Source organism: Flavobacterium sp., from assembly GCF_031381455.1.
In the GTDB taxonomy this organism is placed as follows: domain Bacteria; phylum Bacteroidota; class Bacteroidia; order Flavobacteriales; family Flavobacteriaceae; genus Flavobacterium.
Map to the genome: position 1 here is coordinate 1 of NZ_JANMXZ010000012.1, position 25,550 is coordinate 25,550.

At 34.3% G+C, this 25,550-nt stretch carries 28 protein-coding genes; 9 read left to right on the top strand and 19 right to left on the bottom strand.

Features of this window, described 5'->3' with window-relative positions; all coding sequences use genetic code 11:
* Positions 1-182: 182 nt before the first annotated feature.
* Positions 183-1,196: a glutamine synthetase beta-grasp domain-containing protein gene (locus RMN97_RS03370; RefSeq protein WP_309613108.1), complete on the bottom strand. Its 1,014-nt coding sequence runs from the start codon at positions 1,194-1,196 to the stop codon at positions 183-185.
* 265 nt (positions 1,197-1,461) lie between these two features.
* Between RMN97_RS03370 and RMN97_RS03375 the strand changes: the two genes are divergently transcribed.
* The 5 genes from RMN97_RS03375 (at position 1,462) to RMN97_RS03395 (ending at position 7,777) form a co-directional block, all read left to right on the top strand.
* Positions 1,462-3,651 carry a glutamine synthetase III gene (locus RMN97_RS03375; RefSeq protein WP_309613109.1) on the top strand — a complete coding sequence of 730 codons (2,190 nt, stop codon included), beginning with the start codon at positions 1,462-1,464 and terminating at the stop codon, positions 3,649-3,651.
* A gap of 260 nt (positions 3,652-3,911) precedes the next feature.
* Positions 3,912-4,799: an OmpA family protein gene (locus RMN97_RS03380; RefSeq protein WP_309613110.1), complete on the top strand. Its 888-nt coding sequence runs from the start codon at positions 3,912-3,914 to the stop codon at positions 4,797-4,799.
* 1 nt (position 4,800) lies between these two features.
* Positions 4,801-5,703: an OmpA family protein gene (locus tag RMN97_RS03385; RefSeq protein WP_309613111.1), complete on the top strand. Its 903-nt coding sequence runs from the start codon at positions 4,801-4,803 to the stop codon at positions 5,701-5,703.
* Positions 5,703-6,473: an OmpA family protein gene (locus RMN97_RS03390; RefSeq protein WP_309613112.1), complete on the top strand. Its 771-nt coding sequence runs from the start codon at positions 5,703-5,705 to the stop codon at positions 6,471-6,473. Before RMN97_RS03385 ends, RMN97_RS03390 begins: the two co-directional genes overlap by 1 nt.
* A 104-nt stretch (positions 6,474-6,577) precedes the next feature.
* Positions 6,578-7,777 carry an AIR synthase related protein gene (locus tag RMN97_RS03395; protein ID WP_309613113.1) on the top strand — a complete coding sequence of 400 codons (1,200 nt, stop codon included), beginning with the start codon at positions 6,578-6,580 and terminating at the stop codon, positions 7,775-7,777.
* Between the two features lie 21 nt (positions 7,778-7,798).
* Here the strand turns inward: RMN97_RS03395 and RMN97_RS03400 are convergent, their stop codons facing one another.
* The 4 genes from RMN97_RS03400 to RMN97_RS03415 all read right to left on the bottom strand — a co-directional run bounded on the left by RMN97_RS03400 (position 7,799) and on the right by RMN97_RS03415 (position 10,209).
* Positions 7,799-8,392: a hypothetical protein gene (locus tag RMN97_RS03400; RefSeq protein ID WP_309613114.1), complete on the bottom strand. Its 594-nt coding sequence runs from the start codon at positions 8,390-8,392 to the stop codon at positions 7,799-7,801.
* Positions 8,393-8,505: 113 nt separating this feature from the next.
* A complete protein-coding gene (locus tag RMN97_RS03405; RefSeq protein WP_309613115.1) occupies positions 8,506-8,730 on the bottom strand; it encodes a hypothetical protein in 225 nt (74 codons plus the stop codon).
* A 92-nt stretch (positions 8,731-8,822) separates the two neighbouring features.
* Positions 8,823-9,653 (bottom strand): 4,5-DOPA dioxygenase extradiol, encoded by an 831-nt coding sequence (gene ygiD / locus RMN97_RS03410; protein WP_309613116.1) that lies wholly within the window; start codon positions 9,651-9,653, stop codon positions 8,823-8,825.
* Positions 9,654-9,729: 76 nt separating this feature from the next.
* A complete protein-coding gene (locus RMN97_RS03415; RefSeq protein WP_309613117.1) occupies positions 9,730-10,209 on the bottom strand; it encodes a hypothetical protein in 480 nt (159 codons plus the stop codon).
* Positions 10,210-10,317: 108 nt separating this feature from the next.
* Here RMN97_RS03415 and RMN97_RS03420 point away from each other — a divergent pair, with 108 nt between their 5' ends.
* The gene (locus tag RMN97_RS03420) at positions 10,318-10,746 is read left to right on the top strand and encodes a hypothetical protein (protein ID WP_309613118.1); all 429 of its coding nucleotides are present in this window, start codon (positions 10,318-10,320) and stop codon (positions 10,744-10,746) included.
* A gap of 48 nt (positions 10,747-10,794) precedes the next feature.
* Here RMN97_RS03420 and RMN97_RS03425 read toward each other — a convergent pair whose 3' ends face one another.
* The 8 genes from RMN97_RS03425 to RMN97_RS03460 form a co-directional block, all read right to left on the bottom strand.
* Positions 10,795-11,070 (bottom strand): ATP-dependent Clp protease adaptor ClpS, encoded by a 276-nt coding sequence (locus tag RMN97_RS03425; protein WP_309613119.1) that lies wholly within the window; start codon positions 11,068-11,070, stop codon positions 10,795-10,797.
* Between the two features lie 36 nt (positions 11,071-11,106).
* The gene (gene prmA, locus RMN97_RS03430) at positions 11,107-11,940 is read right to left on the bottom strand and encodes a 50S ribosomal protein L11 methyltransferase (RefSeq protein ID WP_309613120.1); all 834 of its coding nucleotides are present in this window, start codon (positions 11,938-11,940) and stop codon (positions 11,107-11,109) included.
* A gap of 59 nt (positions 11,941-11,999) precedes the next feature.
* The gene (locus RMN97_RS03435; protein WP_309613121.1) at positions 12,000-12,470 is read right to left on the bottom strand and encodes a hypothetical protein; all 471 of its coding nucleotides are present in this window, start codon (positions 12,468-12,470) and stop codon (positions 12,000-12,002) included.
* A 144-nt stretch (positions 12,471-12,614) separates the two neighbouring features.
* Positions 12,615-13,367: a triose-phosphate isomerase gene (tpiA, locus tag RMN97_RS03440; protein ID WP_309613122.1), complete on the bottom strand. Its 753-nt coding sequence runs from the start codon at positions 13,365-13,367 to the stop codon at positions 12,615-12,617.
* The gene (locus RMN97_RS03445; protein WP_309613123.1) at positions 13,367-13,864 is read right to left on the bottom strand and encodes a TlpA disulfide reductase family protein; all 498 of its coding nucleotides are present in this window, start codon (positions 13,862-13,864) and stop codon (positions 13,367-13,369) included. Before RMN97_RS03445 ends, tpiA begins: the two co-directional genes overlap by 1 nt.
* A gap of 27 nt (positions 13,865-13,891) precedes the next feature.
* Positions 13,892-14,200: a hypothetical protein gene (locus tag RMN97_RS03450; RefSeq protein ID WP_309613124.1), complete on the bottom strand. Its 309-nt coding sequence runs from the start codon at positions 14,198-14,200 to the stop codon at positions 13,892-13,894.
* A gap of 48 nt (positions 14,201-14,248) precedes the next feature.
* On the bottom strand, positions 14,249-15,352 hold the full coding sequence (locus RMN97_RS03455) for a MauE/DoxX family redox-associated membrane protein (RefSeq protein WP_309613125.1): 1,104 nt from the start codon (positions 15,350-15,352) through the stop codon (positions 14,249-14,251).
* Positions 15,353-15,400: 48 nt separating this feature from the next.
* Positions 15,401-15,943 (bottom strand): DUF1599 domain-containing protein, encoded by a 543-nt coding sequence (locus tag RMN97_RS03460; RefSeq protein ID WP_309613217.1) that lies wholly within the window; start codon positions 15,941-15,943, stop codon positions 15,401-15,403.
* A gap of 138 nt (positions 15,944-16,081) precedes the next feature.
* Between RMN97_RS03460 and folP the strand changes: the two genes are divergently transcribed.
* Together folP and RMN97_RS03470 are read left to right on the top strand one after the other, a co-directional pair.
* On the top strand, positions 16,082-16,900 hold the full coding sequence (gene folP, locus RMN97_RS03465) for a dihydropteroate synthase (RefSeq protein WP_309613126.1): 819 nt from the start codon (positions 16,082-16,084) through the stop codon (positions 16,898-16,900).
* A complete protein-coding gene (locus RMN97_RS03470) occupies positions 16,897-17,526 on the top strand; it encodes a hypothetical protein (protein ID WP_309613127.1) in 630 nt (209 codons plus the stop codon). Before folP ends, RMN97_RS03470 begins: the two co-directional genes overlap by 4 nt.
* Before the next feature lie 32 nt (positions 17,527-17,558).
* On the opposite strand, the gene rlmH is transcribed toward RMN97_RS03470, so the two are convergent.
* From rlmH to RMN97_RS03500, 6 genes are all read right to left on the bottom strand, one after another.
* On the bottom strand, positions 17,559-18,032 hold the full coding sequence (gene rlmH / locus RMN97_RS03475; protein WP_309613128.1) for a 23S rRNA (pseudouridine(1915)-N(3))-methyltransferase RlmH: 474 nt from the start codon (positions 18,030-18,032) through the stop codon (positions 17,559-17,561).
* A gap of 6 nt (positions 18,033-18,038) precedes the next feature.
* On the bottom strand, positions 18,039-18,224 hold the full coding sequence (locus tag RMN97_RS03480) for a hypothetical protein (RefSeq protein WP_309613129.1): 186 nt from the start codon (positions 18,222-18,224) through the stop codon (positions 18,039-18,041).
* A gap of 16 nt (positions 18,225-18,240) precedes the next feature.
* A complete protein-coding gene (gene aroE / locus RMN97_RS03485; RefSeq protein WP_309613130.1) occupies positions 18,241-18,981 on the bottom strand; it encodes a shikimate dehydrogenase in 741 nt (246 codons plus the stop codon).
* Complete coding sequence (locus RMN97_RS03490) at positions 18,982-20,382, bottom strand: tetratricopeptide repeat protein (protein WP_309613131.1); 1,401 nt, start codon at positions 20,380-20,382, stop codon at positions 18,982-18,984. It lies immediately after the preceding gene.
* Between the two features lie 130 nt (positions 20,383-20,512).
* The gene (locus tag RMN97_RS03495) at positions 20,513-21,700 is read right to left on the bottom strand and encodes an aspartate aminotransferase family protein (RefSeq protein WP_309613132.1); all 1,188 of its coding nucleotides are present in this window, start codon (positions 21,698-21,700) and stop codon (positions 20,513-20,515) included.
* A 92-nt stretch (positions 21,701-21,792) separates the two neighbouring features.
* The gene (locus RMN97_RS03500; protein WP_309613133.1) at positions 21,793-23,472 is read right to left on the bottom strand and encodes an OstA-like protein; all 1,680 of its coding nucleotides are present in this window, start codon (positions 23,470-23,472) and stop codon (positions 21,793-21,795) included.
* A gap of 208 nt (positions 23,473-23,680) precedes the next feature.
* Here RMN97_RS03500 and RMN97_RS03505 point away from each other — a divergent pair, with 208 nt between their 5' ends.
* On the top strand, positions 23,681-25,474 hold the full coding sequence (locus tag RMN97_RS03505) for an alpha-amylase family protein (RefSeq protein ID WP_309613134.1): 1,794 nt from the start codon (positions 23,681-23,683) through the stop codon (positions 25,472-25,474).
* Positions 25,475-25,550: the final 76 nt, after the last annotated feature.

A 25,550-nucleotide genomic window follows, 5' to 3' on the forward strand; every position in this document is an offset into this window, starting at 1 on the left:
CGAATCATACAACCTACAATAAAAATCAGTCACCAAAATAAAAACGCTCATAACAAATTTTTAAAAATCCTGTTATAAGCGTTTTTTTTTGTCTAAAAAAAGTATCTCTAATCAAAACAAGAGATGTTTTTCAGTGCCCTCCATTTAAGAAGGCACTTTTTTACTAAAACTAAACAAATTTTTTATAATGCAGATTTTACAGTTTTAATAATTCGTGAAGCAATTTTGTATGGGTCACCATTAGATGCCGGTCTTCTGTCTTCAAGATATCCTTTCCATCCTCTTTGTACTGTTGCAATAGGAATTCTAATCGAAGCTCCTCTATCTGAAACACCATACGAAAAATCATGAATTGAAGCCGTTTCATGTTTACCCGTTAATCTTTGCTCATTATAGGCGCCATAAACTGCGATATGTTCTTCAACAACTGGTCGGAAAGCTTCACATATTTTATCGTAAACAGCTTTGTCACCACACGTTCTTAATACTTCATTTGAGAAATTGGCATGCATTCCTGATCCATTCCAATCCGTATCACCAAGTGGTTTTGGATGGTATTCAATATAGTAACCGTATTTTTCAGTCAAACGATCTAACATGTATCGTGCAACCCAAATTTCATCTCCGGCTTTTTTAGCTCCTTTCGCAAATAATTGAAATTCCCATTGTCCACAGGCAACTTCTTGATTAATACCTTCAAAGTTCAACCCGGCTGCGATACATAAATCAGCATGCTCTTCAACTAATTTTCTACCGTGTGTGTTTTTACCACCTACTGAACAGTAATACATACCTTGTGGAGCAGGGTAACCGCCAATTGGGAATCCTAAAGGCAATAAAGTTTTGGTATCCATGATGAAATATTCCTGCTCAAATCCGAACCAGAAATCACCATCATCATCAATAGTAGCTCTACCGTTTGATGGATGGGCAGTTCCGTCAGCATTCAATACTTCAGTCATAACTAAGTATCCATTTAGTCGAGTAGGATCAGGATAAATAGCAACTGGAACTAAAACACAATCCGATGAACCTCCATCAGCTTGTTTTGTAGATGAGCCATCAAAAGACCAATTTCCAATTTCAGCTAAAGTTCCTTTAAAATTTTCATGCTCTTCAACTTTAGTTTTGCTTCTTAAATTTTGTGTTGGTTCATAACCATCTAACCAAAGGTATTCTAATTTTATTTTAGTCATATTATATAAATTTTATTTGTAATCGTATCTTATAGCAAAAATAGAATAAATTTTTATTTGCCAAATATAGGAGGGTATTTATTATTATAATAACAAATATTTTTGTTGTAAGAGTATTTTTTATGGGGGTGAATTGCTAAAAATGTATTTATTTTGATAAATAAATGTAATTTAATAATATCAGAGATTTATTTTTAGGTATAGTTTGATTACTTTTGTATTTTAATTTTAAAAACTATAGTATAACTATTTAAAATTTGAATTTATGGCAACATTACGTTTTCAAGCATTAAAAGATGCATCAGGTAGAAAACCTGTAAAATTTGAAGAATCCGGAAGAAAATCAGATCTTTTTGGTTCAAATGTGTTTAATGATAAAGCGATGAAACAGTTCTTAACTGCAGATGCTCACAAAGGCGTAAAAGACGCAGTGCAGCACGGAACTAAGATTGACAGGAAGCTTGCCGATTACATTGCGATGGGAATGAAAGAATGGGCTTTGTCAAAAGGCGTAACGCATTACACGCATTGGTTTCAACCATTAACAGGAGCAACTGCTGAAAAACATGATGCTTTTTTCGAAACGTCTTATGATGGTTCAGATCCAGTTGAAAAATTTGGAGGTGGACAATTAGTACAACAAGAGCCTGATGCTTCTTCTTTTCCGAATGGTGGAATCAGAAATACATTCGAAGCTCGTGGATATACTGCTTGGGATCCAACTTCACCAGCATTTATTTTTGGAACAACTTTGTGTATTCCAACCGTTTTCATCTCTTATACAGGTGAAGCATTAGATTATAAAACACCACTTTTACGTGCGTTAAATGCCGTTGATGAAGCCGCAGTTGACGTTTGTAAATATTTCGATAAAAACGTAAAAAAAGTAACAGCCACTTTAGGTTGGGAACAAGAATATTTTTTGGTTGATGCTTCTTTGGCAAATTCCCGCCCCGATATCGTTATGACGGGCAGAACTTTGTTAGGTCATACTTCGGCAAAAGGACAACAATTAGATGATCATTATTTTGGTTCAATTCCATCTCGTGCTTTAAATTATATGAGAGAGTTGGAAGAAGAATGTATGTTACTTGGAATTCCGGTGAAAACACGACATAATGAAGTAGCGCCAAACCAATTTGAGTTAGCTCCAATTTTTGAAGAAACCAATTTAGCGGTTGACCATAATTCATTATTAATGGATGTAATGTCAAAAGTGGGCGAGCGCCATGATTTTAAAGTGTTGTTTCATGAAAAACCTTTTCAAGGTGTAAACGGTTCTGGCAAACATAACAACTGGTCAATGGCAACTGACACTGGTGTAAACTTGCTTTCTCCTGGAAAAACTCCAATGAGCAACTTACAATTCTTATCGTTTTTTATCAATACTATAAAAGCAGTTCAAGAATATGAAGAATTACTTCGCGCTGCGATTGCAACAGCAAGCAACGATCATAGATTAGGAGCAAATGAAGCACCGCCGGCTATTATTTCAGTTTTCATCGGGCAACAATTGACAAAAGTTTTAGCGGAATTAGAAGGCGTAACCAAAGGGAAGTTATCTCCGGAAGAAAAAACAGATTTAAAACTGAATGTGGTTGGTAAAATTCCGGAAGTAATTTTGGATAATACGGACAGAAACAGAACATCACCATTTGCTTTCACTGGAAATAAATTTGAGTTCCGTGCTGTGGGTTCATCTGCAAACTGCGCTAATGCGATGACAACTCTGAATTCTATTGTGGCTAAACAATTAATAGATTTCAAAAAAGAAGTAGATACTTTAATAGAGAAAAAAGATTTAAAGAAAGACGAAGCGATTTTCAATGTATTGAGAGAATATATTAAAGAAACAAAAAACATCCTTTTTGAAGGTGATGGTTATAGCGAAGCTTGGGAAAAAGAAGCAAAGAAACGCGGATTAAGCAATCATAAAACGACACCAACGGCTTTGAAAGCTAAAGTTTCCAAAAAAGCATTGGATTTATTCAAAGATTTGAATGTAATGAATCATGTTGAAGTGGAAGCGCGTTACGAAATCGAATTGGAAGAATACACTAAGAAAATCCAAATTGAAGGAAGAGTTCTTGGCGATATTGCTCGTAATCATGTTATTCCAACAGCGATTCGTTACCAAAATACGTTAATTGAAAACGTACGTGGATTGAAAGAAATCTTCGGAAAAGATTTTGAGAAAATTGCCAAAGAACAAATCTCTTTAATCAAAGAAATCTCTGCTCACATTGAAGGAATTAATTCTAATGTGGAAGCAATGACCGAAGCGCGTAAAAAAGCAAATGCCTTAACTGATGCTCAGAAAATGGCCGAAATGTATTGCGACAAAGTAAAACCATATTTTGATATAATTAGAGCCCATTGCGATAAACTGGAACTTTTGGTTGATGATGAAGTTTGGACATTGACTAAATATAGAGAGTTGCTATTTACTAGATAATGTAATTTGTAGCTGTTCCCGCTGTTCGCTATATCTTTTTTGTTTTGTCATGCTGAGCTTGTCGAAGTACAAAACAAAAAAGGATGCCGCTTCCATCAGGGCTAAAAAAATTCCCGTTCATCGAGCGGGATTTTTTTTGACCGTTAAAAAAGGAAAAAGCATTACTAGTTAATAAATGTAATTATTTTCTACATATTATTGGTCTTATTTTTGATTACTCCAAACAATTTTACGTAACTTTCGATTGTTTTTTTTAACCTATGAAAACATATTTTAGCTTCTTTTTCTTTTTAATTTCAATAGTCACTTGTTATGCTCAAGAGAAATTTACTGTGTATTTTGAGAGTAATAAGTTTGAATTAAATACCAAAGAAAACACAAAACTAACAACTTGGATTTCCGAAAACAAGAACAATAAAATAGTAGCCATTCACGGATTTACAGATGAAGATGGTACCAATGGTTTCAACGATACTTTAGCCCAAAAACGCGTAAATTGTATTTTCAATTCTGTCAAAAATCAAATCAAAATCAGAGAAGATTTTAAAACCAGAAGTTTTGGCGAAAGCTTTGAACAATCCAAAAACAAAGCTGAGAATCGCAGAGTTGTCATTTATTATATTCTCGAAAAAGATTTAACGCGCGAAGATGAAATCCTTGGAATTAAAAAAGAAATCGTCAAAGAAGAACCTAAGCCAGAAATAGTTTACCCCGAAAAATTAGTCTTCGAAAACCCAAACGGAACCAAATCTGAATTCAAACTCGACCGCGCTTTTATGAAGAAAGTGGGTGAAGCCAAATCAGGTGAAAAACTCAAAATCGAAAACCTCAATTTCGTAATCAACACCTTTGCTGTTGTAAATGAATCTCGTGGAAAAATGTATGAATTGCTTTTGGTACTTCAAAAAAACCCAAGTTTAAAAATCGAAATTCAAGGACATTTGTGCTGCATGCCTATTGATAGAGCCGATTTGTCAACACAACGCGCCAAAGCCATTTATAATTTTTTAGTGCATAATGAAATCCAAAAAGAGCGCTTGTCTTATAAAGGTTTTGGAAGTTCAATGCCTATTTATTCAATACCTGAAAAAGATGAACAAGAGCGTGCTGCCAATCGCAGAGTAGAAATTTTAATTGTAGAAAATTAGTATGCAAAAGATTTATGTACTTTGTATTTCACTATTTTCGTTATATGGCTTTAGCCAAAATAAGCTTGATGTTTTTTTTGACTTTAATAAAGATGTTCCAAATGAAGCATCACAAATTAAAATACATCAATGGGTTTTGGATAATAAAACTGCTGAAATCACTAAAGTTCTTGGTTATTGCGATAGTGTTGATGATAGTAACTATAATAAAGAGTTAGCCATGCGAAGAGTGAATTCGATGGTGGAGTTTTTTAATAAAAGCAATATTAAAGTTTCGGATAAAGTAGCGCTAAAAGCAATTGGCAAGGATTTTAAATATTCCAAAAATCAAAGTGAGAACAGGAAAGCAGAAGTTTTTTACAATCTGATAAAAGAAAAAAATGCGAATGCAAAAAATGCCCAAACAATACCTAATGGTCCTTTTGGAAGAGGACGAACTAAAGAAGTAACAACAGAAGAAACAAAAGAAGAAGATATACTAGAGGTTGCCGATAAGGAAGCACTTGTTGAAGCCGAAAGGTCAACATTAGAATCAAAATTTTATAAAGCCAAAAAAGGCGATTTAGTTAGAATAAATAACATCAATTTTTATTTTAATTCAGAAAGAGTGATGGACGAATCGCTGCCGCTTTTGGATGAATTGCTTGATATTATGATGAATAATCCAAAGCTGGTAATTGAAATTCACGGACATATTTGCTGTAATCCAAACCCGAATGACACCAAATTATCCTATAGAAGAGCCTTGGTTATTCTGAAATATTTGACAAAATACGGAGTTAATGTAGATAGATTAGCGTTCAGAGGTTACGGAAGCAATGATCCGATTTATAAAGTGCCCGAGAGAAATGAAAAAGAAAGAGCTGCCAATCGCAGAGTAGAAATCTTAATTGTAAATAAATAATGAAATTAAAAATCGTCATATTGTTTTTTCTGGTTTCTCTCAAATCGTTGGGACAAAAACAAGTCGAAGTCTTTTTCGATTTCAATAAAGATTTTCCAAATCCAACGTCAATTTTAGAAATAAACGAATGGATTTCCAAAAACAAAAATGTTGAAATCACTAAATTGTTAGGCTATTGCGATAGTATTGATACTAAGGATTACAATAAAAAATTAGCGGTAAGACGTATTGATAATGTTCAGATTTTGTTGGATAAAAGTGGTTTGAAATTCAATAAAAATATAGAAAAAACTGCTTTTGGTAAAGATTTTAAACAATCCAAAATTCAAGCTGAGAACAGAAAAGTAACAATTTTTTATAATGAACCTACAGTTTTGCCTGCCGAAAGTGAGCTGACCAGAAGAATAAAAAGCTCTAAAGTGGGCGAACTTATTACCCTCCCTAATATTTATTTTTTCAATAATTCAGCTCGAATTGTTCCCAAATCACAGCCTACACTAATTGATTTGAGATGTGCCATGGAAGAAAATCCAAAACTGAAAATCGAAATTCAGGGACATATTTGTTGCCAAACAAACGGTGACAAAAACGATGTTTCCACTGCACGAGCGCGAGCCATTTATAATTCTTTAATACGAAGTAAAATTGACAGAAAGCGAATGACTTTTAAAGGATACGGCACTTCAAGACCTATTCACCCAATTCCTGAAAAAAACGACCAAGAAGAAAATGAAAACCGCCGTGTAGAGATTCTGATTGTGGAGAAATAATTCTAAAAAAATCCCAAATCCCAAATCCCAAATCCCAAATCTAATCTTATCTTTGCTGCACAACATTCACCCTGAGCTTGTCGAAGGGCAACTAACTACAACACATGAGTTCCGATAACAGTCAACGTTACAATCTTCGTGGAGTTTCGGCTTCCAAAGAAGATGTCCACAACGCTATTAAAAATATCGACAAAGGATTATTTCCCAATGCTTTTTGCAAAATTGTTCCCGATTATCTGACTAATGATGACAACTATTGTCTCATTATGCATGCCGATGGTGCCGGAACAAAATCGTCTTTAGCGTATTTGTATTGGAAAGAAACCGGCGATATTTCCGTTTGGAAAGGCATTGCGCAGGATGCGTTGATTATGAATATTGACGATTTACTTTGCGTTGGTGCGACTGATAATATAATGCTTTCATCTACCATCGGAAGAAATAAAAACCTCATTTCGGGCGAAGTACTTTCTGCGATTATCAACGGAACCGAAGAATTGATTGCCGAGCTAAAGACTTTTGGCGTAACCATTCATTCAACTGGTGGTGAAACTGCAGATGTTGGCGATTTAGTCAGAACCATAATTGTAGATTCAACCGTTACAGCCCGAATGAAACGCAGCGATGTGATTGACAATGCAAATATCAAAGCTGGAGATGTAATTGTTGGTTTAGCTTCTTTCGGTCAGGCCAAATATGAAAAAAGTTATAATGGCGGAATGGGAAGCAACGGATTAACATCAGCACGTCATGATGTTTTCGCCAAATATTTAGCCGCTAAATATCCGGAAAGTTTTGATAGTTCGGTGCCAAATGATTTGGTATATTCCGGAAACACAAAACTCACGGACGAAGTTGCAAATTCTCCAATTGACGCTGGTAAATTAGTGTTGTCACCAACACGAACGTACGCACCAATTATAAAGACTATTCTAAACAAATACACTCCAAAAGACATTCACGGAATGGTGCATTGTTCCGGCGGCGCACAAACAAAAGTGTTGCATTTCGTAGACAATGTTCATGTGATAAAAGACAATTTATTTCCTGTGCCACCACTTTTCAAGCTAATACAGGAACAATCAAAAACGGATTGGAAAGAAATGTATCAAGTCTTTAACTGCGGCCACCGAATGGAATTGTATGTTCCAAACGAAATAGCCAATGACATTATCGAAATCTCAAAATCTTTTGGTGTTGAGGCTCAAATTGTGGGTAGAGTAGAAGCTTCAGCTTCTGATATTCATCAGAACAAGACTAAAAAACTCACTATTACTAGTGAGTTTGGGAAGTTTGAGTACTAAATTTATAGTTACGCTTGTTTCTTATTTCCAAATTTTAAAATTCAATTTAAATTTTTTCCTTTCAAGAAGCATAAACCAATCGATAAATAATAAAGCACAGATAAGTATTAAGCCTAGTACCAAACTGGCAATAGACTTCCACGACAAAGTGGCTTTGATCATATCTTCTACATTTTCTGAAGCGAATTTACCAAAATGTACAGCTATAGCATCGCTGATGAATTTACCAATAAAGAATGCCGGAATAATTTGAACTGGTTTTATACGTGCCATTCCACCTGCTAAAAATAATGGAGTGGTGGGGAGTGGTAATAATGAATAACTCAATATAATCAACTGACTTTTCCAGCCTTTCTCAGTTAATTTTTTGCCAAGAAACTGAACCTCCTTATTTTTTTCAGGATTAAAAAATTTATCGGACAATAAGGGAATATATAAGGTAAGAACATATCTTCCTAAGATAGAACCTGCAACACCAACTATAGTTACCACCCAAACATTCAGCTTAAACATGATTTGTAAAGGAACCATGATTGAAAAGGCCGGAGGAAAAGGAATAGGAACTACATCAAATACAAATGCTCCAAAAAAAACTAATAAATAATGCCACCACATTGTTTAGCCAGGTGTTAATTATACAATTTAATTATTGTGTTGCTAAGGTGCGTCTTTTTTTGAATTTGGCATTATAATAAATTTTAAAATTTAGTTGCCACTTCCTGTAATCATTACTGATTTTTTGATTTCAAAGTATAAATCCCGCCACCAAAAAGCAGAATTGCAGCTCCAATATAAATATAACCTTGTTGTTTACCGGATTCATTGGAAGCATCTATTTTCAGTCCAAGGAAATTAATTTGTGTTGTGCTGTCTGAAATTTTATTTATCCCGATGTAGGCTAATGACAAGCTTAATATGATTAATGCTGCTCCGATAAGTTTTGTTGTGTTCATTTGGATATGGTTTAGTTTATCCAAATTTAGCTTGTAAATCTTGTTTTTCTGTTACAGAATTTTGGTTAAATCTTTAAAAATTTACGGAACAATTACCCGATTCTTACCGAAGTCATACTCAAACTACCTGCTAAAAGCTTATCATTAAACAGCGACAGTTCTTCATTTTTTTGTTTTAAACCCAAAGTATAAATCAGAGGTAAATAATGGTCCGGTGTTGGAATAGCTAATTGTATGGCGTACGATTCTTTTTGGTAATCAATCAACGATTTGAAATCACCATTTAAAAGATAACTATTAAACTTACTTCGAGCTTCAATCGCCCAATCAAAACCGTAATCATCTTTATGAAAATTATGAAAATCTACCAAACCAAGATTATGTACAATGTTGCCGCTTCCAATAATCAGAATACCTTTGTCACGCAGTTTACTTAGCTTTTGTGCCAACTCAAAATGGTAGAGCGCAGGTTTGGTATAATCAATACTTAACTGAATTACGGGAATGTCTGCTTTAGGATATAAATGTTTTAAAACCGACCAGGCACCATGATCCAAACCCCATTTTTCATCGAGTTCAACTAGAGTTGGTTCCAATAATAATTTTGTGGTTTCAGCCAATTCAGGGTTTCCTTTTGCAGGATATTGCACCTCATAAAGCGCTTTTGGAAATCCGCCAAAATCATGAATCGTTTGTGGCATTTTCATAGCCGTAACTTTGGTTCCATTTGTAAACCAATGTGCCGAAACACAAATTATTGCGGTTGGCTTGGGTAGTGTTTTGGCAGCATTTCTAAAACCGACCACAAACTCATTTTCTTCAATAGCATTCATTGGACTTCCATGCCCAAGAAATAATAATGGCATGCGCTCAGTATTGGGTAAATTTTCTGAAAACTGCTGTAAGTTGTTGAGATTTAGCATAACGTAAAAATAACGAATCTCTTTCCAAATTTGTCAAGTAAATCAATACATTTTCAATCAAAAAAAGGCACCTGTTTTAGTGAGTTTGATTAATGGTTTTATGATGGTGACCATCATGATGTGTTTTTCTTTTGCTTCTGTGTCTAAAGAATATAAATATTCCTGTAGTTAATAACAGTATACTTGAAACCCAAAGATAATACCCTAATTCAAAGTGAATTATTTTGGCAGAAACTCCTTTTTCGTCCACTCGAATTTCTTCCCAAGTAGAAAAAATAACGGCTAAAAAAGAAGCTAAAAAAGCCGTAATCATGGATAGTTTATAGTGTTTAACAAATAAGATTATTGATATCACATACAAAGGATTGGCTAACCAAATTAACCATTCTAATACACCACCTCCAAATATGGCGACACTTCCAATGGTTAAATATTGCCAAGAATTTACCGATTCAATGATGTCGTAATCAATGGTAACTACAAATTGAGTTAGTGAAATAATAAACACAATCACGCTCAATACGATAGTTATTGTTTGTATTTGAATAGATTTCATAAAATAAATTATTTAATATAATTTAACTTTGCAAAAAGAATGTAAGTACTAATTTATGAATTTTTTCTTATATCTTTAATAAATGCGATTTTATTATTAAAACAGACTATGACTATTAACTTAAAAAATGGTGTCGAAAAATTGCTTTTTGGCATGAAACAAAAAGATGTTGAATCTTTATATGGCAAAGCAGACAAACAATATAAAGACGAAGACGGAAATGTTATCTGTTTGTATAACGCTCAGAAATGTAGTTTAACTTTTTATGAAGACGAAGATTTTCGTTTGGGTTACATCATTTGTTCACATCAAGAGGCAACTATTTTAGATAGAAAAGTCATAGGAAGAAACATAGAAGTTGTTAAAAACGAATTGCCATTCAAATCCTGGACAAAAGAAGATTTTGACACCACTGAAAATCACTTCAATGAAAGTAATTGGTTAATTCTGCAATCAGAATATGATGATATTATTCGAGTTGAAATTGGTGCTATTATCAATAATAACGACGAGTTTGATTGGAAGTTTAAGGCTTAGTGTTCAGAAATTAGTGTTCAGTAAAACAAACATAAACTTCATAAACTTTTAAACTATCTCCGCACTCAAACCAGCCTCCAACAATTGGGTGCATTCTGATTTTAGTTCGTCAAACGAACCTGTTTTTACCGTACATTTTCCTTTGTAGTGAACCAAAATAGCGCATTGTTCAGCTTGCTCAGAAGTATGCTTGCAAACACGAATCAGCGTGTCAATCACATGATCAAAAGTGTTGACTTCATCATTATACAATACAATTTCGTTGTTAATTCCAATTTGTTCTTCGACTAAAACGTCTTCTTGAACTTTTTCAATAGTACTCATTTTCATTTCGTTTTACAAGTGTAAAATTTTCAGCTGCTAATTTACATATTTCAAAGAAACCCAATTGTTTCTTTCGAATTTTTTAACAAATGTCAGGCCTTTTTCGGTGCACGACTCGTCAATAAATGGAATGTCTTCATTATAGAATCCGCTTAATAAAAGGATGCCGTTTTTGTTCAAACAATCAACGTATTGCTGCATATCATTTAGCAAAATATTCCGATTGATATTGGCAATAATCAAATCGTATGTTTTGTTTTTTAGTAAGGAAGCATCACCTTCATAAACAGAAATCTCATGACAATTATTGCGTTCTGCATTTTCAATTGAATTCAAATAACACCAGTTATCAATATCGATAGCATCAATAGGTTTGGCGCCTTTCATTTCGGCAAGAATAGCCAAAATTGCAGTTCCGCAACCCATGTCTAAAGTTTTCATGTTGGCTACATCTGTTTCTAAAAGATGCTGAATCATCATGTGAGTTGTTTCGTGATGACCAGTTCCAAAACTCATTTTAGGTTCTATGACAATATCAAATTCGGCGTTGGTTTTTGGGTGAAACGGTGCGCGAACATGGCATTTTCCGCCTACATCAATTGGCTCGAAGTTTTTTTCCCATTCTTCGTTCCAATTGACTTGCTCAATTTCTTCGATAGTGTGGGAAATAGTGAATTCAGGAGAATGTAACAAATAAATATCATCTAATATATTTTTAGTACAAAGGTCTTTTTGAATAAAGGCGCTAAATCCGTTTTCGGTTTCCATGAAACTTTCAAAAGGTTTTTCGCCAAGTTCTGCGATTAAAATTTCAGAACCTAGTTCTTTTGGTTCAACCGAAAAATGATATGCTAAATAGATGTTTGACATTCTTTTTTTTGCAAAGGTAACAATCGATACCCTTACATTGAAGTCATTTCATCAAAAAATTAATCGTCTGTTTTGGCAACAGTTTTTAAGCTGGCATTCGGAATTTCATCTGGAGTTACTTTGAAAATCATCAATTTACTATAGCGTTTTCCTTCGGCATCATAAAGATAGGTAATGGTATTTTCTTTTGGATTGTAGACCAATTTTGCCTTCATAAATTTGGAGCGTATCAACCATGTTCCTTCCTCTTCACTGGTTTGAGTGAATTCAACTATAGAGCCATGATGCAATCGCACTTGCCCATTATCATACATGCTGATTACGATATAACCATTAGTTTTTGATCCTATTTCACGAATATCAATAATGGTGTTTTCGTATTCTGTTTCTTTCAATTCGTATTTTTCAAACTCTTTGTTCCAATTATAATATTTTCTCGAATCGGATTGAAACCGTTTCTGAATATCAACTTGGGCATGACTATTCAATGTGAATAGCATCACAAGAATTAGGGTGAATTTTGTTTTCATTTGTTTTGACTTTAGGGCGAAGTAAAAATAGACTATTAATCTGTTTAAATGCAAATAATATCGATGAAATGCAATATAAATAGAAAATAAATAAAAAAAACCTTTCAAATTAATGAAAGGCTTGTAATTTTAATGATATTTTTCTTATATCGAACTGACAATTGCGGCAAAGTCGGTTGCCTTTAAAGCTGCACCACCAATTAGTCCACCATCAACATCTGGTTTTGAGAAAATCTCTTTAGCGTTATCAGGTTTAACGCTACCTCCGTATAGTATGGAAACATCTTCGGCAATGGTACTTCCAAAACGTTGTCTTACTGTTTCTCTAATGAATCGATGCATTTCTTGTGCTTGTTCCGGTGAAGCAGTTTCTCCGGTTCCGATTGCCCAAACAGGTTCGTATGCCAAAACTATTTGCTCCCAATCTTTGTCGTTTATATGAAACAAACCATCACGAAGTTGGTTTTCGACTATATTAAAATGTTGGTTGTTTTGTCTGTCTTTTAATTCTTCGCCAAAGCAAAAAATTACTGTCATATTGTGTGATAATGCAGTTGTTACTTTATCTGCTAAAATAAAATCGGTTTCATGAAAATAAGCACGTCTTTCAGAATGGCCGATAATAACAATATTTACTCCGACACTTTTAAGCATATCTACCGAGATTTCTCCGGTGTAAGCACCACTTTCAAACTGACTCATGTTTTGTGCAGCAACTGCAATATTGGTAAACTCTAAATGATCCACAGCGGAAGCAAGGTTAATAAATGTTGGAGCTACAATGACTTGTGCTTCAACATCATTAGGTAATTTATCTATTAATTCATTTAATAAATCTTCTGTTTCTTCCGCATTTTTGTGCATTTTCCAATTGCCTGCAACAATTTTTTGTCTCATTATTCTAGTTTTTTTAATTGCTCGTTAATTTTATCAAAATCGGTTTCAATAGCGCGATAAATTACAATTTTACCTTTTTTATCAAGAATTATATATCTCGGAATCCAATCTAAATCAATTGATTTCCCAAATTCACCTTTCATACCATCCGTTGCCCAATAGTGATTACCTTTTAGTTCATGTTTTTCAATTCCGGCTTGCCATTTATCAAAAGCTTTATCCATTGAAACGAATAGGTAATCAACATTCGGATTGTTGGCCTGCATTTCTTTTACTTTTGGAATTGCTTTTACACAATCGCCACACCAAGAAGCCCAAACTTCAATCACAGTAACTTTACCTTTGTGTGCTTTTAAAATTTCCTTAAATGAAATTTCTTTGTTTTCGGTAGTAATTAATTTTTTGGATAAACTCTCTTTGGAGAATTCTTTGTTTTGAGCTTTGCTACAAGCCAAAACTGATATTGTTACTATTAAACATAGCGCTATTTTTTTCATGTTTTTTTTAATTTGGGGATAAACTAACTAATCAAGTTTCTTTTCTTTATCAGCATCTTTTAGATAAAATAATTTATGTTTTTTTCTTTTACGTTCTCGTCTTTCTTTTTTCTTTTTATAATCATATAGATATTTTATAATTAAAATAAGGCCTAAGCCTGAAGTAAACACAAGTGTACTCCCAAGAAGTATGTATATAGTATTTCCTAATGGTGGGTCTTCCAATGTAGAGATGTGCTCCAAAATGTAATATCCTATAAAAAAAACTGCAACACAAGCTCCAATTCCAATGAGGACACGTTGATGCAATCTTCTAGACATTATATATTTAATCATTACTCTATATTTTAATATTTAAAAATAGTAAAAAAATACTTAATATAATTATTTTTTAAGTTCGGAGAAAGGTTTGCTAATCAATTTTTGATAATCAACAGGGTCAAACTTATTATCAGTGATGCCCCAATAATATTTATATTCATTTCCGTTCCATAAATATTTCACACCTGGAGTATCTTTTCCTGAACCCAATACTTTCCAAAAAGGAATAACTTCAATTATTTTAAAAGGATATTCTGCTCCGGCGAATTTAAAAAAGTCCGGAATCAAATCTGCTTCTTCATTCATAAAGATAATCGAAATTTCTGGAAAATTTTTATCTTTTTGTTTCAATTCTGTCAATTCTTTTGCCGCTACACGACAATGGTCACAGCCAGGAACAAAAAAACATAGTGTCTTTCTTCCCGTATCAATTTTGGAAAAATAGGATGCATAACCTGATTTGTGTTTTTCAGGTTCATTTATTACTTGTTTTATAATAGTTTTTACTGCTTCAACTTTCTTTATGGTATCTTTTGAAACTAAAGTTGCTGTTGTGTCCACAGTTGCTGTCTGAATTGTATCATTAGTTACTTCTTCAGGTGTCGAAACTTCAAAGTTATTTGCTGGTGGTTGTATTGGAGCCAACATAAAAATAGCCAAAATTGTAGCAAACAGCACTGTGGTCAAAACCCAAAAATTTCCGTCTTTAGCTTCTTTAGGCAACAGTATGTATAAATAAGCCAAAAGCCCAACTGCTATTATATTTTTGATAATAGCTTCTATTGGAGTCATTGGCAAAAGTTCTCCAAAACAACCGCAGTTTCCACTATTTCCACCACTTAAAAAAGTAACATAACTCAAATGACCAATAAAGACTAATAATAAAAGTGTAGTCACGGGAACAATAAATTTGCGTAACCAATTGTTTTGTAAAAGCAATAATCCTAAAGCTAATTCAATACCGATAAGTGTTCTCGAAAAATAGGGAGCAAAACCTTCTGAAAAACCCATAGGATACAATTGCTTAACTTCAAATGTTGAAATTGCAAAATAGGGTGAATCTAATAAATGTGCTTTAGATAGCTTAGCTAAAGCAGAGAGTATAAAAAGAATCGCCACAATAATTCTTAAAGACCAGGCGATAGTGTTTTTTGATGATGTTGTCATAGTATATTTTTTGTCACCCTGAGCGCTCCCGAAGCGTCGGACGAAGGGTTATTGTCCAAATTTCATTAAAATCAAAGCAAAAACAGAGTAATTAATCATGTCCTGATAATTAGCATCGATACCTTCAGACACTAAAGTTTTTCCTTTATTGTCTTCAATTTGCTTTACGCGAAGTAACTTTTGCAGAATCAAATCGGTTAACGAACTCACACGCATTTCGCGCCAAGCTTCACCATAATCGTGATTTTTGTCTTCCATTAGCAATTTTGTTGCTGCTATTTTCTCATCATATAACTGAATAGCTTTAGCCGCATCTAAATCAGGTTGATCCACAACACCCATATCCAATTGGATTAACGCCATGATTGAATAATTGATAATCCCAATGAATTCACTTGTTTCGTCTTCGTCAACTTTACGGATTTCGTTTTGTTGCAAACTTCTAATGCGTTGGGCTTTGATAAATATTTGGTCGGTTAATGATGGCAATCTCAAGATTCTCCAAGCACTTCCATAATCTGTCATTTTGTTGGCATAAAGTTGTCGGCAAATTGCGATAACCTTATCATATTCTTGAGAAGTTTTACTCATTTCAATGTATCTTTGTGTCAAATTTTCCCAAAAGTAAAGAATTTTTTCCATTGCTGATTGAAGATTTAAGATTAGTGATTTAAGATTTAAGGATATCTTAACGGAACACTATCAACTGAACACTTATTACTAAAAAATATGACCATTAATTGCCTCGGAAAACTAATTGACTTAACATCACCCAAAGTAATGGGAATATTGAATGTTACACCAAATTCGTTCTACGATGGAGGCAAACATTCCGATGATAAAAGTGTGCTTTGCCAAGTTGAAAAAATGCTTACTGAAGGCGCAACGTTTATCGATATTGGAGCCTATTCCAGCAAGCCAAGTGCTGAATTTGTTTCGGATGACGAAGAGATGGAACGATTAATTCCGGTTATACAATTAGTTCTAAAACACTTTCCAGAAACTTTGATTTCTGTTGATACTTTTCGTGCCAAAGTAGCCAAAGCCGGAATTGAAAACGGTGCATGCATTATCAATGATATTTCAGCAGGAAGTTTGGACACAACAATGATGGAAACCGTTGCCAAACTCAAAGTTCCGTATGTAATGATGCACATGAAAGGCAATCCGCAAACAATGCAAAGTATGGCGAATTATGAAAATGTAACCAAAGAAATGTTGCTTTACTTTTCCGAAAAAGTAGCGCTTGCACGAAGTTTGGGAATCAGCGATTTGCTAATTGATCCGGGTTTTGGATTTGCTAAAACGAAGCAACAAAATTTTGAAGTTTTGAATAATTTAGAGTTGTTTCAAATGCTCGAATTGCCTATATTGGTTGGTGTTTCAAGAAAATCAATAATTTATAAAACGCTGGAAACATCCGCTGATGCTGCACTAAACGGAACAACTGTTTTGAATACGATTGCGTTGCAAAAAGGCGCAAAAATCCTCAGAGTGCATGATGTAAAAGAAGCAGTGGAAACAATAAAGTTAGTTAGTCAATTATGAAAAGAATAATTGTTTTAGGTTTTTTGTTTGTTCTATTGTCTTGCCAAAACAAAGAAGTCTTGTTGTCGCAAGCCAATGAAACGGTTGTGACAGATGTAAAAGATCATTCTCCGATTTATTTCTTTTTCAAAACGGAAGAAAAAGACACTTTAGTTGATGTCAATATAAACAATTCCATTAGTTCTACCAATTGGCTGTTCAATATTGATACCCGTTTACCGTTACGAAAAGTGATTTTGGAAATTAAAAAGCTGCAAACAAAAAAAGCTACAATCATTTACAAAAGCAAAACGTCTGAAAACTATTTTACTTACACGGATACACTGAATAAAACTATGGCTTTTTTGCCTTTTACTAAAGTGAAATTCAAGTTAGAAAAACCCGATTTTAATCTGGTATATTTCTATTTAGACCGAAATGATTTGGTTCATTTTAAAGATGAAGTTTTTTCTAAAAATGAATTACAAGCTTTTTTGGATAAACAAACTGTTCAAGGTTCAAGTGTTATTTTTGCTTATGATAAAGGAATGTCGTTTGGGAAATACATTCAGTATCAGTTTTTTGTGAAGCATTTGATTGCTCCCAAAGGAATTACTATCAACACCAAAAAAGAATACATTTACTAAACTTCGTAAATCGCACTTCTGACTTCGTACTTTTACTGATGATGATACGGTTCATTTTTCAGAATTGTAAATCCACGATACAATTGTTCTATAAAAAACAAACGCACCATTTGATGCGAAAATGTCATCAGCGAAAGCGAAATTTTACCTTGGGCTTTTTGATAAATTTCGTCGCTAAAACCATAAGGTCCTCCAATTACAAACACCAAAGTTTTTACACCGGAATTCATTTTCTTCTGCAGATAATCGGAAAAACCAACGCTAGAAAATGTCGTTCCGTTTTCGTCTAATAAAATCAATTGATCCGTTGGTGTGAGTTTGGACAAAATCAGTTCCCCTTCTTTTTCTTTTTGCTGACTTTCTGAAAGATTTTTGACGTTTTTAATATCGGGAACAATTTCTAAATCAAACTTGATGTAAAACGATAAACGCTTTGTGTAATCATCAATTAATGACTGCAACGCTTTGTTATCGGTTTTACCAATGGCTAAAAGTTTGATATTCATAAAGTGTTATTGCTGCTTATTGCGGATGCTTTCAATAATTTCTCTTACCAATAAACTGAACAACATTCCCATAGCAAAAATAGCCAAAAATTGTACGGTTCTAATATTTTCGTTTCCCTGAATTCGGCTAAAATTTCCAACGGAAAGCATAAACAATACTGCGAAAACAATTCTTCTTCTGTTTGGTTTCATGGTTTTATAGTTTTGATTATTTATTCCAAATCTTCCAGGCTTTTTCCGCTTGAAGGACTAACATTTCGTGACCGTTTTTGGTAATAGCGCCTTTCTTTTTTGCCTTCTTCAAAAACTGCGTTTCCTCCGGATTGTATATCAAATCGAAAGCAATGTGTTTATCTGTAAAAAAATTATAAGGAATTGGAGGAAACTCTTTTGTGTTTGGAGCAGTTCCAACTGGCGTACAATTGATGATAATATGGTAATTATCAAAAGTGGTTGCATTGATTCGGTTATAATCAATCATGCCTTCTTTTTCTTCACGAGTCACAAAAGTGTAAAGAATTCCGAGTTTGTCTAACGCAAAAGAAATTGCTTTGGCTGCGCCACCAGTTCCCAGAATTAATGCTTTTTTATGATGCGATTGTACTAATGGTTCTAAGGATTTCATAAAACCATAATAATCGGAATTGTATCCTTTTAAGTTGCCTTTTTTGGTTACCCGAATGACATTTATGGCTCCAATTTGAGCAGCGTTTTTAGAAAGTTTATTCAAGTATGGAATGACACTTTCTTTATAGGGAATGGTAACGTTTAATCCTTTTAAATCAGGATTATTGGTAATAATTGACGGGAATTCTTCAATGGTTTGAATGTCGAAATTCTCATAAGAGCAATCGGCTAAGTTCCCTAAAGCAAATTTATCAGTGAAGTATTTCTTCGAAAATGAATAAGAAATGTTTTTGCCGAGTAAGCCAAATTGTCTTCGCGACATTTATTCTGGTTTTGTGTGTTTTGCAATATATTCTTGTACAGATGCTCTATCCCAAACGGTTGGAAATAGTTCTTTTATAATGGTGCTGTGTTTGGAATTGATTCGCAAGCCGTTACTCAAATGGTAGTTTCCTTTTTCTTCTTCGTTCAAAAGCATATGAAAACCTGCCATACGGTATTCTATTTCGTAATCATCCGGGAAGTATTCTGCTGCTTGAATTAAAGTTAAAATGGCGTTGTTGTATTCGCCCATTATTTGCATAATGTCAACCCAAAACAACCAAGTGTCTAATTGATAATCACCAAATTCAATAGCTTTACGATAACCGAATTCAGCTTCTTCAAAATGATCCATCGCTTTGTTAATCGTAGCATAACGTTTCCAGTACAAACGATTTTGGTCATCAATAGCTAATGCTTTGTTGACAAAATATAAAGCTTTTTGATAATTTTTTTGACGAACATAAAAATCAGTAATCGCAATCCAACCTTTATCTAACAATGGATCTTCGTGTACTGTTTTGTTGAAAAATTTCAATGCTTGTACTTTATTGCCTAGTTTTTCATAACATTTACCAATGCGCAACAAAGCATAGGATGTTGGGTCATCTAATTCGATAGTTTTATTATAACTTTCAATGGCGTCTTCATAGCGTTTCAATCGCTCTAAAGCTTTACCTTTTTCCATGTAAGCGCCAACAAATTCTTCATCTATATAGGTTGCGAATTCAAAAGAACGAACTGCATTTTCATAATCTTTTACTCCGTAATATAATCTTCCTGATTGATGCCAAGCAATTTCGCTGTAGGGATTTCTATCAATATATGTTTTAAGGTATTCAATGGCTTCCAAGTTTTGGTCTAAAAATTCGAAGCAATACACCACATTATATAAGGCAGATTGATCTTCAAAATCTTCTTCCAAACATTTGATAAAGTTTTCTTTTGCCAATTCCAGATTATCCATAAAAAGATATTCCATACCAATTAAGTTGTAGACATCAGCAAAATCTTCGGTAAATTTCAACGCTGTTTTTAAGAATTCGACCGCTTTTTCGTGATCATCTCTTTTGGAATAAATATTGGCTTTTTGGATAAAAATTTCTTCGTTAGTTGGTTCAATAGCATACAGTTCGTTAAGCAACCTTTCAGCTTGATCGAGTTTGTCATCGTACACCAACATTTCTACCTGAACCAATTTTAGTCCGGTAGATTTTGGGTGTTGATCAAGTCCTAACTTTAAAGCTTTCTTTGCTAAAGTCGCTTTTCCCATATCGAGGTAATGTAGAATGATTTCCTCGAATTCCTCTGAGTCGAAAAATAGAACTTTGTTGGTCTTCAACATCGATTCAAATTTCGATAAGGATAAGTTGTAATCTTCTTCGTCGTGATCTAGGTGCATAACAGTAGGTGTTAAAATTATCCTTAATAAAATTAGGAAAACACGGTGCTTTTTTAGTGAGTTGCGATTATTGTTGTAAACAATTTAATTAACAATTTAACAATGAAAATATCAATTTCAAAATTCAATATCAATTTTCATTTTGAATGGCATTCATAGCATCAATAATAATAGCGCAACCTTCTCTGATTTCATCTTCAGATATTGTTAACGGAGGAGTGATTCGGATAGCGCAACCTTCGAAAAGCAGCCAAAATAAAATCAAACCTTTTTCCTGGCATTTAAAAATTACTTTATTAGTAATTTCTGCATCTTTTGTTATCGCTGCGAGCATCAAACCTCTTCCGCGAACCTCTTCTATCAAAGGATGTACCAAAAGGGTTCGAAATAGCTTTTCTTTAGCTAATGATTGGCTTGCGTAGTCTTTTTCCAAAATTTCTTCCAAAGTGGCTAAACAGGCTGCCGCAATGACAGGGTGACCGCCAAAAGTGGTAATGTGTCCAAGCTTTGGATCATGGCTTAATAAATCCATGTGGTTGGAATTAGCAACAAAACCTCCAACAGGCATACCACCAGCCATACCTTTTCCTATTATAATTACGTCCGGAACGACATTGTAGTTTTCAAAACCGAACAGTTTTCCTGTGCGTCCAAATCCAGGTTGGATTTCGTCGAGAATCATTAAGGCACCAACTTCTTCACAGCGTTTTTTGATTTTAATTAAGAAATCATTTTTTGGTTCTATAAAACCCGCGCCGCCTTGGATACTTTCAAGAATGATTCCGGCGGTTTTGGTTGTTATTTTTTGAATGTCTTCTTCGTTATTGAATGTGATAAAATCGACATCAGGAATTAATGGACGAAAGATTTGTTTGCGCTCTTCAAAACCCATCACACTCATCGAACCCATCGTATTGCCATGATAGGCATTGTGGCACGAAATCAATTGGCTTCTACCGGTTACTCTGCGAACTAGTTTCAATGCGCCTTCACAAGCTTCGGTTCCTGAATTTACTAAATAAACTTTGTTTAAACTCGGAGGTAAATTCTCCACCAATAATTTGCAATAGGCAACAGCAGGATGTTGTGCATATTCGCCATACACCATAACGTGAGAATATTTATCCAACTGGTCTTTGATGGCTTGATTCAATCTTGGGTGTTGATGGCCTAAACTTGTCGCCGAAACTCCAGCCACAAAATCTAAGTATTTTTTGTTATTCGTATCGTAAACATAAGAACCAACAGCATGAGAAACTTCCATATTCAAAGGATACGGAGACGTTTGTGCTTGGTATTTTAGGAAATCTTGTTTCATGTTTTTTAACCGCAAAGGGCGCAATCCCGAAGCCTCGGGATACGCAAAGTTCACAAAGTTATATTATCCATACTGAAAACTGCGACTGAAAACTATTTTACCATTGGCTTAGCTTCGCTACGTTCGGACTTTGGCCTCGGGTTGGGATTCTTCTTATCGTAGTCTAAAGTTTCTTTACTTGGTTCCAACGGTAGGTTGTCTTTAGCCATTTCGGCTTTTCTATCCGCTTGAATTTTGGCATCGAGTTCATTTTCTTCCGGAGGAAAAATATCATCTTTGGATTTTATTCGTTCATCGGCACGCCAAATAAAACCACGCAGTTTCCTCGCATTTTCGGGCAAATCCTTTTCGGGATAAATATCGCCATCAGGATTGTTATAAACGGTTAGGGTTTCAATAGTATTTTTGTCTAAAATCAAATTAATTTTGCTTCCAACACTTTTGTTAATTCCTATGAGTTCATTTTTGTCATTTCGCAAATAATAAATGACTTCTGTATTTTTTATAATATCAACTTCACTGAGTTTATTGTCTTTAAATTTGCCATAAAGATTTTGTCCTTTCACTTGATTATAGCCTGTTCCAATGGTGTCTTTTGATATGATAAAAGCATTGTTTAGGACTTTGAGCGAATCGAGTTTTTCAGTGTTGTTATTTCCAATTAGATGCATGATATCGCCCGTCATTTGGTTGTCATAATTCCAAATAATTGGTCTACCAATGAGTTTTGTCAGCGCAATTTTTTGATTGGAATGTATAGAATCGCACTTACCACTCATATCTGTTTTATAGAAACGCACATTGTTAAAACCGCGAATGGTTCTGTCTCCCGTTTTTCCAGTAATCAACATTTTTTTTCCATGAATATACATGGAATCATTTTCTACTAATGATATTGCGACAGCTCTTTTGGTAATCATCATCGAATCTTTTTCCGTTTTCAGATTGCGATAAATTTCTGCATAATGCCCTTTGATAAGTCCTTTATTGATGGAGTCGGTAACTTTTACATTATTCGTTGCCGATGCATATTCCCGGTTTCGGTCGTAGTACAAACTGTCGCCTTCAATTCTCCGGTCTTTGTATTTGATATAAGACTTTCGAAGAAAATAGGCAAAGTTCTTTTTGGTATCATAAAAGCCTTTTTCGGTATAAATAAAATTCTCCTTACTCGTTATGGTTGAAGGACCAAATAAATAGGAGTGTCCGGAGTTGGTATAATAATCCAAATGATTTGATTTGATAACATATTTGGGATTAGTAATCGTCACTGCGGTTAGGAATTTAAACTTCTTTTCGTTGGCGAAATACCTACCGGATTTGCTTCTCAAGGTATTTTCTTTGTTTGTAATTGTTCCGTAAGTGTTGTAAAAAGCTTCTTGTTTATTTCTGTCAAAGTTGATTGTATCGGTAACCAAAGTCGATTCGGGTGAACGCATGACTACGTTTCCTGTAGCGTAAGCTTGTTTAACTTCGCCATTGTATTCGGCATATTTGCTGTTTAGAAAAAGTGTATCGCCTTGCACCATTTGGACTTCGCCAAAAGCTTTGATGTAGTTTTCCTTTTGGAAAAAATACGCTTTGTTACAAGTAAAAACGACTCCTTCGTGATTTACTCTAACATTTCCCTGAAGTAAAGCGGCATCTGGAAACAGTGTTTCATCAACATCAAAATGATCGGCATGTTCAACAACTATTTTGGAAGATTTCTGCGCATTTACATTTGTCAAAGCAAAGAGCAATAATCCGATATAATAAAGTAACTTTTTCAATGAAAATATTTTTGCACCAAATTTAGGAAATTAGGAACAATGAAAATGGTTATTAAGAATTATTTATGTTACTAATATTTCTATATTTGTAGTTATGACTTATTGAACCTATTTTAAGTCTGAAATAAGTATGAAAACAAGTTTAACATTTGCTATAGTTATAAGTTGTGTTATAGCTAATACGACTATTGCTCAAAAAAAGACCACTATGAGTGCCAAACCCAAAGTTAGTATTACGCCTAAAAAAGATGTAGTTTATCAAGTTTTTACCCGCTTGTTCGGAAACAAAAATACCACCAACAAACCTTGGGGAACGATTGAAGAAAATGGCGTTGGGAAATTCAATGATTTTACCGATAAAGCATTACAGGAAATCAAGAAACTGGGTGTAACCTACATTTGGTATACTGGCGTTCCACATCATGATGTAATTAGAGATTATACTAAATATGGTATTTCCAATGATGATCCCGATGTGGTAAAAGGCCGTGCTGGTTCGCCTTATGCTGTCAAAGATTATTATAATGTAAATCCAGATTTGGCGGTTAATCCAGCTAAGAGATTAGAAGAATTTGAAGCCTTAATTGCCCGAACGCATAAGAATGGTTTGAAAGTCATTATCGATATTGTACCGAATCACATTGCCAGAAATTATCATAGTTTGAGTAATCCGAAAGGTGTTACCGATTTTGGTGCAGAAGATAATACTTCGGTGGAATACGACAGAAACAATAACTTTTATTACATTCCAGGTAAAGCATTTGAAGTGCCAACTTCACCTACTTACAAACCTTTAAATGGCGAACAAAATTCTTTAAGTGATGTTAAATTTACCGAGTTTCCTGCAAAATGGACAGGCAACGGTTCGCGTGAAGCTAAACCAGATATCAACGATTGGTATGAAACCGTAAAAGTAAATTATGGCATTAAACCTGATGGTTCAAAAGATTTTCCAGAATTGCTTGAAGGATTTGATAAAAAAGATTGCAAATCGCATTATGAATTTTGGAAAGACAAAGACGTGCCAAGTTCATGGAAAAAATTCCGTGACATTGCTTTGTATTGGACGGCAAAAGGCGTGGATGGTTTCCGTTATGATATGGCCGAAATGGTGCCTTATGAGTTTTGGAGTTATATGAATTCTGCTATCAAGATTAAGAATCCAAAAGCATTTTTATTGGCTGAGGTTTATAATCCGAAAGAATACAGAAACTATATTAATCTAGGAAAAATGGATTATCTGTACGACAAAGTAGAAACGTATGACCATTTAAAAGCGATTATTCAAGGCAATGCGATGCCGGAACCGCTTTCGGAAATTCAGGAAAGCATGTCAGATATTGAACACCACATGTTGCACTTTTTGGACAACCATGATGAGCAGCGTATGGCAAGTCCGGAATTTGCAGGAACTCCCGAAAAAGGAAAACCAATGATGGTGCTTTCGGCAACTATTAGTTCTTCACCAACGATGATTTATTTCGGACAAGAAGTTGGCGAGGACGGAAAAGAAAATGGTGGTTTTGGGACACATTCTCGTACCTCTATTTTTGATTATGTTGGCGTTCCACATCACCAACGTTGGATGAATGGCGGTAAATTTGACGGTGGACAGTTATCAAAAAGTGAAATGGAGTTACGCGATTTTTACAAACGCTTACTGAACTTCACTTTAAAAAGTGATGCTCTAACAGGAAAATTCAAAGAGATACAAACGATTAACCGAAATGAAACCAAACGATATGGTCCGGGAATGTATTCGTATGTGCGTTGGACAGCCAAAGAAAAACTAATTGTAGTAACGAATTTCTCTTGGGTAACCACCAGTGATTTTGAACTTAAAGTTCCTGAAGAAGTTATTAAAACATGGAACATCAAGGATGGATTATATAACGTAAAAGACCAACTCTACGGTAGCACCGCACAGTTAAAAGTAACCGATGGTAAAGGAACTATACACTTGAGTGTGAAGCCTAGTGAGAGTTTTATATTTAAGTTGTAATTTCTACACCTGACAGGTTTTTAAAACCTGTCAGGTGTCTATATAATTAAAAACCCTTTCATCATTGAAAGGGTTT

What these genes read in the sequence shown, in the direction of transcription:
- prmA (WP_309613120.1), bottom strand. Translation starts at nt 11,940, where the DNA reads ATGTCAAACATCTATTTAGCATATCATTTTTCGGTTGAACCAAAAGAA.
- RMN97_RS03400 (WP_309613114.1), bottom strand. Translation starts at nt 8,392, where the DNA reads ATGTGGTGGCATTATTTATTAGTTTTTTTTGGAGCATTTGTATTTGAT.
- RMN97_RS03420 (WP_309613118.1), top strand. Translation starts at nt 10,318, where the DNA reads ATGACTATTAACTTAAAAAATGGTGTCGAAAAATTGCTTTTTGGCATG.
- RMN97_RS03495 (WP_309613132.1), bottom strand. Translation starts at nt 21,700, where the DNA reads ATGAAACAAGATTTCCTAAAATACCAAGCACAAACGTCTCCGTATCCT.
- folP (WP_309613126.1), top strand. Translation starts at nt 16,082, where the DNA reads ATGACCATTAATTGCCTCGGAAAACTAATTGACTTAACATCACCCAAA.
- RMN97_RS03395 (WP_309613113.1), top strand. Translation starts at nt 6,578, where the DNA reads ATGAGTTCCGATAACAGTCAACGTTACAATCTTCGTGGAGTTTCGGCT.
- RMN97_RS03385 (WP_309613111.1), top strand. Translation starts at nt 4,801, where the DNA reads ATGCAAAAGATTTATGTACTTTGTATTTCACTATTTTCGTTATATGGC.
- RMN97_RS03390 (WP_309613112.1), top strand. Translation starts at nt 5,703, where the DNA reads ATGAAATTAAAAATCGTCATATTGTTTTTTCTGGTTTCTCTCAAATCG.
- RMN97_RS03450 (WP_309613124.1), bottom strand. Translation starts at nt 14,200, where the DNA reads ATGATTAAATATATAATGTCTAGAAGATTGCATCAACGTGTCCTCATT.
- RMN97_RS03480 (WP_309613129.1), bottom strand. Translation starts at nt 18,224, where the DNA reads ATGAAACCAAACAGAAGAAGAATTGTTTTCGCAGTATTGTTTATGCTT.
- RMN97_RS03470 (WP_309613127.1), top strand. Translation starts at nt 16,897, where the DNA reads ATGAAAAGAATAATTGTTTTAGGTTTTTTGTTTGTTCTATTGTCTTGC.
- RMN97_RS03380 (WP_309613110.1), top strand. Translation starts at nt 3,912, where the DNA reads ATGAAAACATATTTTAGCTTCTTTTTCTTTTTAATTTCAATAGTCACT.
- rlmH (WP_309613128.1), bottom strand. Translation starts at nt 18,032, where the DNA reads ATGAATATCAAACTTTTAGCCATTGGTAAAACCGATAACAAAGCGTTG.
- RMN97_RS03370 (WP_309613108.1), bottom strand. Translation starts at nt 1,196, where the DNA reads ATGACTAAAATAAAATTAGAATACCTTTGGTTAGATGGTTATGAACCA.
- RMN97_RS03375 (WP_309613109.1), top strand. Translation starts at nt 1,462, where the DNA reads ATGGCAACATTACGTTTTCAAGCATTAAAAGATGCATCAGGTAGAAAA.
- aroE (WP_309613130.1), bottom strand. Translation starts at nt 18,981, where the DNA reads ATGTCGCGAAGACAATTTGGCTTACTCGGCAAAAACATTTCTTATTCA.
- ygiD (WP_309613116.1), bottom strand. Translation starts at nt 9,653, where the DNA reads ATGCTAAATCTCAACAACTTACAGCAGTTTTCAGAAAATTTACCCAAT.
- RMN97_RS03415 (WP_309613117.1), bottom strand. Translation starts at nt 10,209, where the DNA reads ATGAAATCTATTCAAATACAAACAATAACTATCGTATTGAGCGTGATT.
- RMN97_RS03435 (WP_309613121.1), bottom strand. Translation starts at nt 12,470, where the DNA reads ATGAAAACAAAATTCACCCTAATTCTTGTGATGCTATTCACATTGAAT.
- tpiA (WP_309613122.1), bottom strand. Translation starts at nt 13,367, where the DNA reads ATGAGACAAAAAATTGTTGCAGGCAATTGGAAAATGCACAAAAATGCG.
- RMN97_RS03505 (WP_309613134.1), top strand. Translation starts at nt 23,681, where the DNA reads ATGAGTGCCAAACCCAAAGTTAGTATTACGCCTAAAAAAGATGTAGTT.
- RMN97_RS03455 (WP_309613125.1), bottom strand. Translation starts at nt 15,352, where the DNA reads ATGACAACATCATCAAAAAACACTATCGCCTGGTCTTTAAGAATTATT.
- RMN97_RS03490 (WP_309613131.1), bottom strand. Translation starts at nt 20,382, where the DNA reads ATGCACCTAGATCACGACGAAGAAGATTACAACTTATCCTTATCGAAA.
- RMN97_RS03405 (WP_309613115.1), bottom strand. Translation starts at nt 8,730, where the DNA reads ATGAACACAACAAAACTTATCGGAGCAGCATTAATCATATTAAGCTTG.
- RMN97_RS03460 (WP_309613217.1), bottom strand. Translation starts at nt 15,943, where the DNA reads ATGAGTAAAACTTCTCAAGAATATGATAAGGTTATCGCAATTTGCCGA.
- RMN97_RS03445 (WP_309613123.1), bottom strand. Translation starts at nt 13,864, where the DNA reads ATGAAAAAAATAGCGCTATGTTTAATAGTAACAATATCAGTTTTGGCT.
- RMN97_RS03425 (WP_309613119.1), bottom strand. Translation starts at nt 11,070, where the DNA reads ATGAGTACTATTGAAAAAGTTCAAGAAGACGTTTTAGTCGAAGAACAA.